Origin of the sequence: Mycobacterium sp. WMMD1722 (assembly GCF_049315205.1) — a bacterium.
Lineage (GTDB): Bacteria > Actinomycetota > Actinomycetes > Mycobacteriales > Mycobacteriaceae > Mycobacterium.
Map to the genome: position 1 here is coordinate 4,233,975 of NZ_CP186056.1, position 14,721 is coordinate 4,248,695.

The 14,721-nt window shown below is 68.3% G+C and carries 16 protein-coding genes and 1 tRNA gene; 7 read left to right on the top strand and 10 right to left on the bottom strand.

Annotated elements, in window-relative coordinates; translation table 11 throughout:
• The 4 genes from ACN27E_RS20310 to ACN27E_RS20325 are packed head-to-tail and all read left to right on the top strand — an operon-like array spanning window position 1 to window position 2,429.
• Entirely contained in the window at window positions 1–519 is a 519-nt protein-coding gene (locus ACN27E_RS20310) for an urease accessory protein UreE (protein ID WP_422744168.1), read from the top strand.
• A complete protein-coding gene (locus tag ACN27E_RS20315; RefSeq protein ID WP_422744170.1) occupies window positions 512–1,189 on the top strand; it encodes an urease accessory protein UreF in 678 nt (225 codons plus the stop codon). The genes ACN27E_RS20310 and ACN27E_RS20315 overlap by 8 nt, the downstream gene beginning before the upstream one ends.
• 52 nt (window positions 1,190–1,241) lie before the next feature.
• Complete coding sequence (locus ACN27E_RS20320) at window positions 1,242–2,225, top strand: LLM class F420-dependent oxidoreductase (RefSeq protein WP_422744171.1); 984 nt, start codon at window positions 1,242–1,244, stop codon at window positions 2,223–2,225.
• Window positions 2,226–2,270: 45 nt separating this feature from the next.
• Entirely contained in the window at window positions 2,271–2,429 is a 159-nt protein-coding gene (locus tag ACN27E_RS20325; protein WP_422744173.1) for a hypothetical protein, read from the top strand.
• A gap of 4 nt (window positions 2,430–2,433) precedes the next feature.
• Here the strand turns inward: ACN27E_RS20325 and ACN27E_RS20330 are convergent, their stop codons facing one another.
• Window positions 2,434–3,093 (bottom strand): phosphodiesterase, encoded by a 660-nt coding sequence (locus tag ACN27E_RS20330; protein WP_422744175.1) that lies wholly within the window; start codon window positions 3,091–3,093, stop codon window positions 2,434–2,436.
• Between the two features lie 111 nt (window positions 3,094–3,204).
• Here ACN27E_RS20330 and ACN27E_RS20335 point away from each other — a divergent pair, with 111 nt between their 5' ends.
• Complete coding sequence (locus ACN27E_RS20335) at window positions 3,205–3,900, top strand: HemK2/MTQ2 family protein methyltransferase (RefSeq protein ID WP_422744177.1); 696 nt, start codon at window positions 3,205–3,207, stop codon at window positions 3,898–3,900.
• A complete protein-coding gene (locus ACN27E_RS20340) occupies window positions 3,897–4,142 on the top strand; it encodes a CDGSH iron-sulfur domain-containing protein (protein ID WP_422744179.1) in 246 nt (81 codons plus the stop codon). The genes ACN27E_RS20335 and ACN27E_RS20340 overlap by 4 nt, the downstream gene beginning before the upstream one ends.
• Here the strand turns inward: ACN27E_RS20340 and ACN27E_RS20345 are convergent.
• On the bottom strand, window positions 4,122–5,153 hold the full coding sequence (locus ACN27E_RS20345) for an iron-containing redox enzyme family protein (protein WP_422744180.1): 1,032 nt from the start codon (window positions 5,151–5,153) through the stop codon (window positions 4,122–4,124). The genes ACN27E_RS20340 and ACN27E_RS20345 overlap by 21 nt on opposite strands.
• 54 nt (window positions 5,154–5,207) lie before the next feature.
• Complete coding sequence (locus tag ACN27E_RS20350; protein WP_422744182.1) at window positions 5,208–6,020, bottom strand: acyl-CoA thioesterase; 813 nt, start codon at window positions 6,018–6,020, stop codon at window positions 5,208–5,210.
• Window positions 6,021–6,159: 139 nt separating this feature from the next.
• On the opposite strand from ACN27E_RS20350, the gene ACN27E_RS20355 reads away from it, so the two are divergent.
• Complete coding sequence (locus ACN27E_RS20355) at window positions 6,160–7,506, top strand: MBL fold metallo-hydrolase (RefSeq protein WP_422744184.1); 1,347 nt, start codon at window positions 6,160–6,162, stop codon at window positions 7,504–7,506.
• Between the two features lie 10 nt (window positions 7,507–7,516).
• Here ACN27E_RS20355 and ACN27E_RS20360 read toward each other — a convergent pair whose 3' ends face one another.
• From ACN27E_RS20360 to ponA2, 7 genes are all read right to left on the bottom strand, one after another.
• The gene (locus tag ACN27E_RS20360) at window positions 7,517–7,924 is read right to left on the bottom strand and encodes a nuclear transport factor 2 family protein (protein WP_422744186.1); all 408 of its coding nucleotides are present in this window, start codon (window positions 7,922–7,924) and stop codon (window positions 7,517–7,519) included.
• Window positions 7,925–8,136: 212 nt separating this feature from the next.
• The gene (locus ACN27E_RS20365; RefSeq protein WP_422744187.1) at window positions 8,137–8,706 is read right to left on the bottom strand and encodes a TetR/AcrR family transcriptional regulator; all 570 of its coding nucleotides are present in this window, start codon (window positions 8,704–8,706) and stop codon (window positions 8,137–8,139) included.
• Window positions 8,707–8,745: 39 nt separating this feature from the next.
• Complete coding sequence (locus tag ACN27E_RS20370) at window positions 8,746–9,387, bottom strand: NADPH-dependent F420 reductase (protein ID WP_422744188.1); 642 nt, start codon at window positions 9,385–9,387, stop codon at window positions 8,746–8,748.
• A 206-nt stretch (window positions 9,388–9,593) separates the two neighbouring features.
• Window positions 9,594–9,667 (bottom strand) — tRNA-Pro (locus ACN27E_RS20375).
• Between the two features lie 298 nt (window positions 9,668–9,965).
• Window positions 9,966–11,072 carry a PLP-dependent cysteine synthase family protein gene (locus ACN27E_RS20380; protein ID WP_422744190.1) on the bottom strand — a complete coding sequence of 369 codons (1,107 nt, stop codon included), beginning with the start codon at window positions 11,070–11,072 and terminating at the stop codon, window positions 9,966–9,968.
• Entirely contained in the window at window positions 11,069–12,055 is a 987-nt protein-coding gene (locus ACN27E_RS20385) for a metallophosphoesterase (protein ID WP_422744193.1), read from the bottom strand. The genes ACN27E_RS20380 and ACN27E_RS20385 overlap by 4 nt, the downstream gene beginning before the upstream one ends.
• Window positions 12,056–12,109: 54 nt before the next feature.
• A complete protein-coding gene (gene ponA2, locus ACN27E_RS20390; RefSeq protein WP_422744194.1) occupies window positions 12,110–14,557 on the bottom strand; it encodes a transglycosylase/D,D-transpeptidase PonA2 in 2,448 nt (815 codons plus the stop codon).
• Between the last annotated feature and the right edge of the window lie 164 nt (window positions 14,558–14,721).

The window sequence follows — 14,721 nt, forward strand, 5'->3', positions numbered from 1 at the left end:
ATGCCTACGGCGGTGACCGAGATCCTCGGCCGGGCAGACGACGTCGCGTTCGCTCGGCGGCGGATCTGCCCGGTGGACATCTCCTGGGGTGACGCGCGCAAGCACCGGCAGGTCACCTATGCCGTGGACGGCCGGGAACTCGAGATCCGGCTACCGCGGGGCACGTTCCTCTTCGACGGCGCGGTCCTGGCCGACGACGGGGCAGAGATCGTCGTCGTGCGCCGGCCGGCGGAGGACGCTGTGGTGGTCGACTTCGCCGAGAACGCCGGTGTCGACGGCGTACGCGGCGCGCTGCTGCTGGGGTATTGGTTGGGTAATCAGCACGCTCCGCTCGAGGTCTCGGAAAAGCAGCTGCGCACACCGCTGTTCACCGGGCCGGCCACCGCGCGCGACACACTGGAGCGGATGGGCCTGACCGGCGTGGTGGGCCGGGTGAGACTTGCGGCGCACGGTTGGACCAACACGTCGGCCGACCACCACCACGACCACGCACACGACGACGGACACGCACATGGCTGATCCCGGTGCCATGCTGGCATGGCTGCAACTGCACGACAGTGCTTTTCCTTCAGGACGATTCGTGCACAGCCATGGCGCAGAGGCGTGGTTGGCCGCCCATCCGGACGCGACCGCCGACGATGTCTGCGCCCTGGCCGACGGCTATGTCCGGAACAGCGTCGCCGCGCTCGACGCAGTGATCACCGGACATGCCTGGAGCGCCGCGTCGACCGCCGAGCTGCTGGAACTGGACCAGCTCACCACGTCCTACAAGCTCTCAGCCGGTTCCCGCACCGCGTCGGGGAACTGCGGACGGCAGCTGGCGCTGGCCGCGCGTCACCTGGGCGTCGAGGACGGCGGATTCCTCGGCGCGGTCTGGACCGCAGAGACGGACGGCAACCTCGCGGTGGTCGAACCCGTGGTCGCACGGGCGCTCGGAATCGGCCGCTTCGACACTGTGCTGGGCACCCTGCGTTCCGCCTACACCGGAGTGCTCACCGCGGCCGTGCGTCTGGGACGGATTGGGCCCATGGGTGTCCAGCGCGCGCTGCTCCACCGGCGTGACGTGATCGTGCAGTTGTCCCATCTGGCGCTGGGCACCGCACTCGAGGACGTCCATGCGACGACGCCCGAGCTCGAGGTGTACGCGATGCGGCACGAGACCGCCTCGGCACGGATGTTCACCACCTGACGTTCACCGGATACTCGTTTGCGCGGCGGGGCCGGCGGCTACCCGTGCCGGCATGACGCGCTTTGGCTACACCCTGATGACCGAACAGAGCGGACCCAAGGATCTGGTGCGGTACGCCGCGGCGGCCGAGCGGGTGGGTTTCGATTTCGAGGTGTCCAGCGACCACTACTCACCGTGGCTGTCGGCGCAGGGCCACGCCCCCAACGCGTGGACCACGCTGGGGGCGGTCGCGCAGGTCACCGAGCGCGTTGAGCTGTTCACCTACGTCACCTGCCCGACGATCCGCTACCACCCCGCGATCGTGGCCCAACAGGCGGCGACCCTGCAGATCCTGGCGGACGGACGGTTCACCCTCGGCGTCGGCAGCGGTGAGAATCTCAACGAGCACGTCGTCGGCCAGGGCTGGCCCACGGTCGCCCGCCGACTCGACATGCTGCGCGAGGCGATCCAGATCATCCGCGAACTGTTCACCGGCGAACTGGTCGACTGGCGCGGCGAATATTTCGAGGTCGACTCGGCCCGGCTGTGGGATCTACCCGAGGTGCCGGTGGCGATCGCCGCAGCGGTCTCGGGGGACCGGTCGGTCGAGGCGCTGGCCCCGCTCGCCGACCACCTGATCGCCGTCGAGCCGAAGCCGGACATCGTCGACTCGTGGCATGAAACCCGCCGCGGGACAGGGCTTCCCGGTTCCCGGGTGATCGGTCAGATCCCGATCTGCTGGGACAGCGACAAGGACCGGGCCGTCGCCCGAGCCCATGAGCAGTTCCGCTGGTTCGCCGGCGGCTGGGCGGTGAACTCGGATCTGCCCACCACCGCGGGGTTCGCCGGCGCCACCCAGTTCGTGCGCCCGGAGGACACCGCCGACTCCATCCCCTGCGGACCCGATCTCGACGCGATCGTGGAATCGGTGAGCGAATACTGGAAAGCCGGTTTCACCGACATCGCGCTGGTGCAGGTCGGGGACGAAGGCCAGGAGCAGTTCCTGCAGGAGGCCGCCGGACCACTGCTTGAGAAGCTGCGCGCCGCGGCCGATTGAGCCGTCCGGGGACGGGTACCTGAGCCGGTGACGAAAGGAGCGGACATGCCCCGCGGAGAAGGCATCTACGACGAGGAACACGCCGCCGAACCCAAGGGTGGGCGTCCCGGACCGACCGATCAGGGCCGCGACGGCGGGATGGCGTCGCGCGAGGTCGCGCCCGAGATCACCACACCGGACGACACCGAGGAGAACCCGGAGTAGCGGGTCACTCGGCGTCGCGACCCTGTCGGCTGCGCCGGTAGGCCGAACGGCGCAGCGCGGTCAGCCAACGTGGGAGCAGATCCACCTCCGACGTGCAGTTGCGGGTGGGATCGAAGGCCAGGTCGCGATCCGGTGGCAGCACCCGACTGAAGGTCAGGCGCGCCAGCGGCCGGAAGGCGCCGGTGCCTGCGGCTTGTTCGACGTCGAACACCAAGTCTCCGCGCGACAGCCGATCGGTGATGGTGTCGAGGGACAGTCCGGGACTGTTCAGCTCGGTGGCCAGCCTGGCCCGCACCCACCACGTCCCGCCCCGGTGCCCCAGGGGCATCAGGCTCGAGAAGTAGACCTCACCCCATGAAGACGCCGGGCGCAGCAGGACGCGGCTCAATCCCGAGCCGGTGCTTGCCAGCAACACATCCCACGGCCCGTCGTCGGTCTGCATCCTCCAGGCCAGTCCGGCGACGTCGGGCGTGGCGCCCGGAAGGCCGACCCCTTTGGAGATCCGGCCGATGACGTCGCCGGACGCGATCGGCAGGCCTTCGCCTGCGGGGGCGAGCCGTTCGATGCGGCCCCGCGCGAGGACGCCGTTGGGATGGAACAGCCGCCGGTGGCGAACCGCGGCGCCGACCTCCATGGGCAGCGTGAGGACATCGGAGACTTTCACGTGCTGAACGTGCCCGCGCCAGCAGGTGGGCAAACGGACCGGACCGGTTTAACGGCTTCGATACAGGGCATTAATCACCCGCACAAGATCATCTGACATCGAGAGGCCGATGTGACCACCGCATATACCGATGAGCGCGACATCGTGGTCGCCGCAGAGGGCGTCTACGCCCCGCAGGAAGACTCCCAGCTGCTGATCGACGTCATGGAGAAGACGGGACTGGCCGTCGGGAACCGGGTCGCCGATCTGTGCACGGGCAGCGGCGTCGTGGCGGTCAACGCGGCCCTGCAGGGGGCCGGCTCGGTCAGCGCCTTCGACATCTGCCCCAAGGCGGTGCGGTGCGCGCGCACGAACGCGCTGACCGCCGGTGTCGACATCGACGTCCACCTGGGTTCCTGGGCGCGTGCGGTCGAGTTCCGGCCCTTCGATCTGGTCACGTGCAACCCGCCCTACATTCCGCACGACCCAGGCGCCGACGCGGGTCCGGTGCCCTCCAGCGTGGGGCCGGCGCGGGCCTGGGACGCCGGTTACGACGGCCGAATGGTGCTCGACCCGCTGTGCGAAGCGGTGCCCGAACTGCTGGCCGACGGCGGTAGCTTGCTGCTCGTGCAGTCCGAGTTCGCCAACCCGCGCCAAACGTTGGCGGCGTTGTCCAGCGCCGGTCTGGATGCCGAAGTGATTGCTTGGCAATGGATTCCGTTCGGCCCGGTGCTGACCGCGCGGGCCGAGTGGCTGGAGGAGACGGGCCGGTTGGACCCGGGCCGCCGCGAAGAGGAGCTGCTGGTCATCCGGGCGGACAAGCCGTGACCGAGCCGCGCACCGTGCGGGTGGTGCAGGGCGGGCCCATCATGGTCGAAGGGCCCGTCCGCATCGAGATGCCCGACGGCAGCGTGGTGGAATCCGACCGGTTCATGGTCGCGATCTGTGCGTGTAAGCGCAGCAAGAACTATCCGCTGTGCGACACCAGCCACCGTCGGCGCCGCCGCGGCGACGCCGACGGGGTCACGAAGTCCGGCGAGAAGCCGTCCTCAGTCCAGCGGCCGGCGTAGCGAACTCTCGCCTGCGGCCCAGCACCGCATCACGTGATCGGCCAGCCGGTCCTCGATGAACGCGTGGGCCCGGATTCCGAACACCACATCGGCGTCGAGGTGCGGTTCGCGCGCCACCAGATCGCCGACCACATCGGTGCGCACCACCTGCTCGTGCACCGCGTCGGCCTCCACGTGTTCGCGGTAGAACGCGGTGCAGACCTCGGGTGCGCCCATCCGCTCCAAGGCGTCGACCAGTCGGCGCGATCCGGGAGACGAGGTGATCTCGGTCGATGCGAAGTGTCCGACCGCGGCGCCGCGCAAAGCTCGGTGCAGTCCGAACAACGACATCAGATTGACCGCGGCCAGCGCCTCGGCCGGCACGTCGTTGATGTAGCCCAGGTAGGTGTCGTCGAGGCCGGCGGCGACCATCAGATCGGCGAAGAGCTGCTGGTGCAGATGCTGACCGCGCCCACCGCCGAACTCGTCGAATTCGACGGCCACGAACGACGCCTTGGCCTGGCCGGTGAGCCGCGGGATCGCGAATGCGTGCGGGTCGCCCTCCTTGAGGTGGTAGAGCGACCGATGCACGAAGTATTCACGCATCTGCTCCCAGGTGCCCTTGTCGCGCAGATAGTAGGACGGGCCGGTGGCGCCGGGATGGCCGTCGACCGGTTCGACCGCCAGCGCCTCCATCTCGGCGGCGGCGGTGTCCTGCGGGGTGATCTCCCCGATGTCATTGCGCACGGCAGTCAGGAACGACTGCTCCAGCTGGCCGCGTAGGTGCAGCAGCCCAGCGTTCCACTCCCAATGCGGATCGACCCCGGCGAAGCCGCGGTAGTGCAACTCGTAGCAGACATAGAGGGCGAGCTGCAGATCGATGCCGTAGGGGTCGGCGTCGGCCAGCGAGGCTTCGACCCGGGAGAGGTGGTTGCGCGGGGCCCGCTCGGTGAGCAAGCTCACCACAGCATGGGAAAGCGGGCCGCGGGCGTCGGGCAACGTCGGTTCGACGACGAGGGGCGCGAGAGTCACGGTCGACGGATACCCGCTGAGCCACCGGTCAATCGTGCGGGCGTACCACTTTCCCTACACCCGCCAGAGCGCTTCCTGGGCGGTGCTGGCGACCAGCATGCCGGCATCGTCGTAGAGCGATCCGCGGGCCAGGCCGCGGGCGTCGCTGTTGTTGACCCCGTCGACCTCGTAGCGGTGCCAATCGTTCGGGACGAACGGGCGGTGGAACCACACGGAGTGGTCGAGCGAGGCGGCCACCCCCGCGCCCGGGGCGACGGGAGCGCCCGCGGGCCGGGCGGCCGGAACGGGTCCCAGATCGGACATGTAGGTCAGGGCGCAGGCGCGGATCAGCGGATCGTCCTCGATGGGGTTGTGGAAGCGGATCCAGAACGGCGGGATGACGAACGGCGAATCGTCGTCGTGGCGGGTGCGGATGTCGAATCGGTCGACATCCTCGAGTTCGGGCGCCTTCGGTGTCGCCTCCGCGACCGACAGGTCCGGCGGACGGGGTGGATACCAGTCCGTACCGGCCTCGGGGCGGTGGAACGAGGCGATCATCTCGAGGATGACCTTGCCCTGCTGCAGCGCCGTCACCCGCCGAGTGTCGAACGACCGCCCGTCGCGGGTGCGTTCGACCTCGAGTTCGACATCGACGCCGTACCGGCCGCCCCGGACGAAGTAGGCGTGTAGCGACTGCGGCAGCTTCTCGGGCGAGACGGTGGCACCGGCGGCGCCGAGGGCCTGCGCGGCGATCAGGCCGCCGAACAACCGGGCCGCCGGGCCGCTGGTGACCTGCGGCGCCACGAACCGGTCACCGGCACGCTCGAATGCGAGCAGATCCGCAATCCAGCTACGCGCCGGCGTCGGGTGGTCTCGGAGCGCGGTCATTGGTGCCAGGCTATCAACCACTTGGTTGGGCGTAGAGGTGAGCCCGGACGCGGTGTCTCGGCACATACCCGTAGGGGTATGTAGGGTGGTGGGCGGGACCGACACCCAGATCCTCGAGTGAGCCTGCGAAGGAGCAGATATGGACGTCTCGATCATCGAAACCTCCGGACTCGGAGACCGCAGCTATCTCGTCGCCCACCAGGGCGTCGCCATCGTTGTCGACCCGCAACGCGACATCGACCGCGTGCTCACCCGCGCCGAGAAGCTCCGGGTTCGCATCACCCACGTGCTGGAGACCCACCTGCACAACGACTACGTGACCGGGGGACTCGAACTGTCCCGCACAGTCGGCGCCGACTATGCGGTGCCGGCCGGTGACGACGTCGACTACGCACGTCGGCCGGTCGCCGACGGCGACCTCATCGACGCCGGACCGATCCAACTCGAAGTGCTGCACACCCCCGGCCACACCCACCATCACGTCAGCTATGTGCTGCGCGACAGTGCCGGCGCCGTCCATGGCGTGTTCACCGGCGGGTCGATGCTCTACGGCACCACCGGACGCACCGACCTGATCGGGCCGGACGACACCGTGGAGCTGTCCCACGCGCAGTACCACTCGGTGCGCAAACTCGCCGACCGGCTGCCGCCCGACACCCCGATCTACCCCACCCACGGCTTCGGCAGCTTCTGTTCGGCCACACCGGCGTCCGGCGACTCCTCGACGATCGGTGAGCAGCGCGACACCAATCCGGCGCTGACCCAGGACGAGCAGAGTTTCGTCGATGACCTGTTGGCCGGACTGTCGGCGTACCCCGCCTACTACGCCCATATGGGTGTCATCAACAGCGCGGGCCCACAGCCGGTGGATCTGACGCCTCCCGCACCGGTCGACCCGGCGGAACTGCGACGCCGGATCGACGCCGGTGAGTGGGTGGTCGACCTGCGACAGCGCAGGGCGTTCGCCGCCGGGCACCTGCCGGGCACCTTCGGGTTCGAGCTGTCCGGATCGTTCGTCAGCTACTTCGGCTGGCTCTACGACTGGGGCGCCCCGATCACGGTGATCGGCGAATTACCCGAACAGGTCGCCGACGCGAAACGCGAACTGGTGCGCATCGGCGCGGACCGGCTCACCGGCGCGGCTACCGGGGACGTCGACACCCTCGGTGGCGACCACTTGCGTTCCTATCGGGTCGTCGACTTCGCCGCCCTGGCAACGGAACTCGCCTCCCCATCGGTGTCTGTCCTCGACGTACGACAAACCCACGAGTACGCCGCGGAGCACCTTCCCGGTGCCGTCAACATTCCGTTGCACGAGTTGCCCGACCGGCTCGCTGACGTGCCCGCCGGATCGGTCTGGGTGCACTGCGGTTCGGGATACCGCGCGTCGATCGCGGCGTCGCTGCTCGACCGCGCAGGAATCGACGTCGTCCTGATCGACGACGCCTTCGCCAAGGCCGGTGAGCTGGGCCTGACTTCGCAGTGACGGCGAGCCGCTAGGGCGCTTGTCTCCCAACGTGTTCAGCAGCATCTTCGCCGCTCGTCGGTGGGATCAGGACGGTCCACAGCTCGGTGATCAGGCTGTCCTTGATGACCGCGGCGTCGAAACCGGTCATCTGGATCTGCCCGTCGGCGGGGTCGACCAGCTGCCAAGCGAGGTGGGCGAATCCGGGCAGCTGATGCACCGGGCCGACACTCTCGAACTGCAGATCACCGAGACCGGACTGCAGAGCGACGCACTTGGCCTCGAGCGCATCGTGACCGGTGGTGACCCCCTCGGCGTCGGTCCATCGGACGTCGGGAGCGTACGTGCGGCGGGCGGCCTCGCGGCGCTTACCTTGCTCACGTTCGTTGAAGACGGCGAGCAAATTGTCGTGCATCAAGGTGACGACGGAATCGGCCATGACACTCCTCGGCATCGGATTTCATGAGTGCCGGTTCTGATCGGAACACTCGGGGCTATCAACTGGCCGCGGTGGCGCCGGTGAACGGGCTTTACACTGACTCGCCTGCGGTTGATTGTGTAACGCATATGACAAAACAGACGGTACGAGATATCGGGCTGTGCCGCAACAGAATCGTTCGGCCCGACGACGAACCGGCGCGGCGGGCAGGCTCAGGCTCGCGCCGAGCGCCTCCGGGAGCGTGGCCAGGCGCGCAAGGCCACATCGGCAGCGGCCCGCAACGCTTTGCGATCCGCCCCGTCACGCGCCAACGCCGAAAGACCCCGCAAGACCAGGTCCATGTAGTCGGTCAACGCGTCCAGGTCATCCGCCTCGGTCAAGTCGCCGTCATGCTGCGCCTGCTGCAGTCGCTGCCGGATGGCTGACCGCCCGAGTTGGCGCTCGTCGCTCAGCATCGGGTCCGATATCACGAAGCATCCGCGCGGTTGCTCGTCGCTGCCGTACTCGCGCACAGCGATCTCGAGCATCCGGGCGAAGACGTCGCGCGCCGTGCGTTCGCCCAGCGCCGGGGGGACCACGGTTGACGGCGCACTCGTGTACATCGCGACCGCCTCGTTGTACAGGCCCTGCTTCCCACCGAACGCGTTGTAGAGGCTGGGCGCCGAGATCCCCATGGCTTCGGTCAGATCGCGCACCGTCGTCCGCTCATAGCCCCGCTCCCAGAACAGGTGCAGAGCCTTGACCAACGCTTCATCGCGGTCGAACTCCGGGGGCCGTGCCATCCCCTCATCCTAGGTAGCGCACCACCTCGCCACCGTCGGTCAGGAGACGGCGATGTCCATCTCGTCGGGCGCGGTGCCGACGATGGGCTGCGAGATGAAGCTCCGGGTGGTCAACGGGCCGCCGAATTGCTGCAGTAGGCCGCCCTCGTCGTTACGACCGAGGTCGATCGGCGCGAACCCGAAGACCTCCAGGAGATGGGCGACCTCGGCATTGGCACTCGGATGGTTTCCGGACACGAAGGCCACCCGCCGACCACCACTGCCGTCACCGGGTTCCCGCGCGAGCACCTTGGCCCAGGTGTGCCCGAACGCCTTGACCACCCGGGCGTTGCGCGCCCACCGCGCGACCATATCCGAGGACGCCTGCCCACCCAGGTCCGCCGGCGAGAAGTCGCGAAAGTCGATCGCGTTCGTGGCGTCCACGATGATGCGCTGTGCCCAATCGGAGACCTGCTCGACCAGACCCTTGACGGCATCGAACGGCACAGCGAGCACCACGATGTCGGCGCGCAGGGCGTCAGACACCTCGGTCGGCACGATGTGCGGCCCAAGTCGCTCCGCCAGGGGCGCCACCGCGGCCACACCTCTGGAAGTGGCGACCCCCACGTCGATTCCCGCGCGGGCGAACTGTCCGGCCACCGCGGAGCCGATGTTGCCCGACCCGACGATTGCGAAGCGCACGCTCAGCTCTCCATCTACTCGATGTGATCTCCGGGCGACGTCCCGTGAGTTTTGTACACAGTGTTATATAACTAGTTATATAACACTGTGTGCTGAACCGCTACCGACGCGTGCGCCACGCTGATGTGCACCGGGTTGCGGACCGGAACGAAAGAAGGCCCCGAGCTGGATAACCAGTCAGGGCCTTCTAGCTGCGATCACACGAGTCGGGGTGGCGGGATTCGAACCCACGACCTCTTCGTCCCGAACGAAGCACGCTACCAAGCTGCGCCACACCCCGGGTGAAGCGATGAAAGGGTATCGCACCCATGGGTCCCAAAGCCAAACGGGCTGCCGGTGTCGATGTCGCTGCAATGGGTAACCACCCGGTCACGACGACGCGACACGACGACTCCGGCGCACCGGAATGAACCGACTTGTCGGTGGCGTTGATGACAATGGCGGCAGAGAGCCGCAGAATCGCGAAACGAGGCAGCCATGACCGGGTTGGGAGCGTCCATCTACCTGGGGTTCTTCGCCCTGGCGGCGATCTGGCTCTTTCTCACCGCCGACGGGCCACTGTCCGGCCGGTCCGACGATCAGGACCAGGCGCAGGACCGTTCGAATTCGATCAGCGACGCGGCCGACTCCGACGGGTCGATGCCCTGGCTGCTCAGCCATTCGTCGCAGAAGTAGGTATCGGCGTAGCGGTCGCCGCTGTCGGCGATCAGCGTCACCACCGATCCACTGCGTCCCTGGGCATTCATCTCGGCCAACAGGCTGAAAGCACCCCACATGTTGGTGCCCGTCGACGGACCGACCCGCCGGCCCAGTACCCGGCTGACGTGGCGCGCCGCCGCGACCGACCCGGCGTCCGGAACCGTCATCATCCGATCCACCACCCCGGGCAGGAACGACGGTTCCACCCGCGGTCGGCCGATGCCCTCGATACGTGACGACGCCCCGGTGACGACATCCTCGCGGCCCTGCGCATAGGACGGGAAGAACGCGGAGTTCTCCGGATCCACCACACACAGACCGGTGGCGTGCCGGCGGTAGCGGATGTAGCGGCCGATGGTCGCGCTCGTGCCGCCGGTTCCCGCGCCGACGACGATCCACTCCGGGACCGGATGGCGCTCCATGGCCATCTGTTGATAGATCGACTCGGCGATGTTGTTGTTGCCGCGCCAGTCCGTGGCGCGTTCGGCGTTGGTGAACTGGTCGAGGTAGTGCCCGCCGGTCTCCTCGGCCAGCCGCTCGGCCTCCGCGTACACCTGAGCCGACTCGGCGACGAAATGGCAACGGCCGCCCTGCGATTCGATCAGCGCAATCTTCGACGAGCTCGTCGACGACGTCATCACCGCGATGAACGGCAGTCCGAGTAGCGCCGCGAAGTATGCCTCCGAGACCGCGGTGGACCCGCTGGAGGCCTCGATCACCGTGGTGCCCTCGCCGATCCACCCGTTACACAACGCGTAGAGGAACAGCGAGCGGGCCAGGCGGTGTTTGAGGCTGCCGGTGATGTGCGTCGACTCGTCCTTGAGATAGAGCGCCAGGTCGACACCGTCGCACCACGCCGCAGGCAGCGGATAACGCAGCAGGTGGGTGTCCGCACTGCGCCGGGCATCGGCTTCGATCAACCGGATCGCGTCGTCGACCCAGGCCCGGGGGGCGCTGCGCGTCGCCGTCCTGGCCTCCGCGCTCACCGCGCGGCGACGGTCGACGGCGACTGGCCGGCGTGGGTGATCGCGTCGTTGCCCCCGGTCGGGGCCGCCACCAGGGTCAGCAGGGTCGCCTCGGGGCGGCAGCAGAACCGCATCGGGGCGAACGGCGACGTGCCGATGCCGGCCGACACGTGCAGCGCCATATCGGCACCCCACTGCGAGGCGCCCTTGGCGCGCGAACGGTCCAGCTCGCAATTGGTGACGATGGCACCGTAGAACGGCAGGCACAGCTGGCCGCCGTGGGTGTGGCCGGCCATCACCAGCTGATAGCCGTCGGCGGCGAACCGGTCGAGCACCCGCGGTTCGGGAGAATGGGTCAGGCCCAGGGTCAGGTTGGCCGTCTCGGCGGCGCGGCCGGCGATGGTGTCGTACCGGTCGCGCTTGAGATGCGGATCATCGACGCCGGCCAGCGCGATCCGCAGACCCGCCACGTCGAGTTCCCGGCGGGTGTGGGTCATGTCCAGCCAGCCCCGCTCGGTGAACGCGGCGCGCAGATCCTGCCACGGCAGCGGTTCCCCATGGGCGCGGTGGGTGGGCTTGGTGATGTAGTTCAGCGGATTCTTCAGTTGCGGGGCGAAGTAGTCATTGCTGCCGAACACGAACACCCCGGGCACCGACAGCAGACTCGACAGCGACTGGACGACCGCCGGAACCGCCTTCGGATGCGCCAGGTTGTCGCCGGTGTTCACCACGAAATCGGGTTCCAGCCGCGCGAGGTCGCGCAGCCAGGCCTGCTTGCGCCGCTGCCCGGGACGCATGTGGATGTCGCTGAGATGTAGCACCCGCAGGCGGGAGGAGCCCGGCGAGAGCACCGGCATCGTCACTTCCCGCAGCGTGAACGCGTTGCGCTCGATCAGCGATGCGTAGGCGATGCCGGCGGCCAGCGAGCCGGCCCCGGCCGCGGCGGTGGTCTTCAGGATCGTCACCGGCGACGAGGTCTTCGATCGTCGAGGAGCAACAGCCATACCAGAAATCGTACTGCGAGACGCCCCGTCAGACCGATCACACCTCGGCGAGGATCACGGTGGCGGCGGGGGCGGTGGCGGTCCGAGCACCGGCACCGTGATGGGCGGCAGACCGGGGATCTCGACGACGGTCTGGCCGATCGGCGGCGGCGGCCCACCCGGCAGCCCCGGGATGTCGCTCGGGGGCGGCGGCGGTGGCGGCGCCGGCGGGATGCCGTTGGAGACCTGGATGGTGACGATCGAGCCGGGGATGGTCTGTCCACTGGGAGTGGTGCCGATGACCGTGCCGGCGCGGGAACCGCTGTTCACCGAACTGGTCTGGTCGGCGACCTGGAATCCGGCGTCACGCAGGCGCTGGCGGGCACCGTCCACGGTCAGCCCGGACACGCTGGGCACCTGCGAACCCGGTCCGCCATCGACGTACCGCGGGTCGGTCGGCGGCAACGCGATGTCGCCGAAGTTGGTCGCGATGGGCTTCATGGCGGCGAACCACGTCCGGGCCGGCTCATTACCACCGAACAGCCCACCCGAACCGCACTGTCGCAGCGGGAAGGAACAGAGCTCGCTGGGTTCGGTCGAATCGTCGTAGATATAGCTGGCGGCCGCGTAGTGATTGGTGAAGCCCAGGAACGCCGAGGACCGGTTGGACTCGGTGGTGCCGGTCTTACCGGACATCGGCAGATCCCAGCCGACCGACCCGGCCGCACCCGCCGCGGTGCCGGCGCCCTGGTCGTCCTTGCTCATGGCATTGGCGAGGGTGTTGGCCAGGCCCTCGGGCACCGCCTGCTCGCAGGTCTCGGTGGTCACCGAGACCTCCTCGCCGTTCCGGTCGACGACCTGGGCGATCGGGTTCGGCGGGCACCACACGCCGCCCGAGGCCAGCGTCGCCCCGACGTTCGACAGCTCGAGCGCGTTGACCTCGACGGGGCCCAGGGTGAACGAACCGATGTTCTGACGCTTGATGAAATCCGCGAGGCTCTCGTTGCTGTCCGGGTCGTAGTCGCGCGCCGTCCCGGGCAGGGCGTAGGACCGCAGCCCCAACTTGACCGACATGTCCACCGCGCGCGGCACCCCGACCTGCGAGATCAGCTTCGCGAACGCGGTGTTCGGCGAGGTGGCCAGCGCATCGGTGACGCTCATGCTGCCGCGATAGTTGCCGGCGTTGGCCACACACCAGGTGTCCGCGGGACAACCGGGGCGATCACTGCTGCCCAGCCCCTTGGCCTGGAACTGGCCCGGCACCGGCAGCTGGGTGTTGATGCCCATGCCCATCTCCATCGCCGCGGCGGTGGTGAAGATCTTGAACACCGAACCGGCGCCGTTACCCGCCAGGCTGAACGGCTGGGGCTGCATGGTCTCCCCGGCGTCGGTGTTGAGGCCGTAGGTGCGGTTGGACGCCATCGCGACCACCGGGTGGGACTCCTTGCCCGGCAGCACCACGCTCATCACGCTGGCCACCCCCTCGAGGTCGGGGCTGGCGTACTGGGTGATGCCGTTCTTGACGGTGGCCTGCACGTCCGGGTCCAGGGTGGTCTTGATCAGGTATCCGCCCTTGGCGACCTGGTCCTTACTGATACCGGCGCGGGCCAGGTAGTCCAGCGCGTAGTCGCAGAAGAAGGCGCGGTCACCGGCAGCGATGCAGCCGCGGGGCAGCTCGTTGGGCACCGGCAGGATGCCCAGCGGTTGGTCCTTGGCCGCGCGCAGCGCCGCGGCTTCGTTGGGCAGGTTCTCGATCATGGTGTCGAGCACCAGGTTGCGCCGGGCCAGCGCACCGTCGGGGTTGGTGTACGGGTTCAGCGTGCTGGTCGACTGCACCAGACCGGCCAGCAGCGCCGACTGCTGCCAGTTCAACTGGGAGGCGTCGATGCCGAAGTAGGTCTGGGCAGCGTCCTGGATACCGAACGCGCCATTGCCGAACGAGACCAGATTGAGGTAGCGGGTGAGGATCTCCGGCTTGGTGAACGTCTTGTCCAGCGTCAGCGCCATCCGGATCTCGCGCAGCTTGCGTGCCGGCGTGGTCTCGATCGCCGCGCGCTTCTCCGCATCGGTCTGGGCGACGACGAGCAGCTGGTAGTTCTTGACGTACTGCTGCTCGAGGGTCGACCCGCCGCGGGTGTCGGTGTCGCCGCGCAGGTATCCGGCCAGACCGGTCAGCGTGCCCTGCCAGTCCACACCGTTGTGTTCGGCAAATCGCTTGTCCTCGATCGAGACGATCGCCAACTTCATGGTGTTGGCGATCTGATCGGTGGGCACCTCGAACCGTCGCTGGGAGTACAGCCAGGCGATCGTGTTGCCCTTCGCGTCGACCATGGTCGACACCTGGGGGATCTCGCCTTCCACGAGCGCCGCCGAACCGTTGGCAACGACATCGGAGGCGCGATTGGACACCAACCCGATACCGCCGACCACGGGGAACATCAAGGCGGCAGCCAGCACACTGGCCAGCAAGCAGCACCAGGCGAGCTTGATGACCGTGACGGCGGTGGGCGGGCGGTCCGGCATGCGTACAGAGTAACGAGGCCCTCGGACGCCGCGGTCCGAGCAGCGCAATTGCGCCTGTCGATGCGACCCGCCGCCGACCGGGAAGTCTAAGAAGGCGGCCAGACGGCACGGTTGTCCCAAAAAAGTGGGCACGACGGTATTGCGTGAATAGCGCCTGACCACCT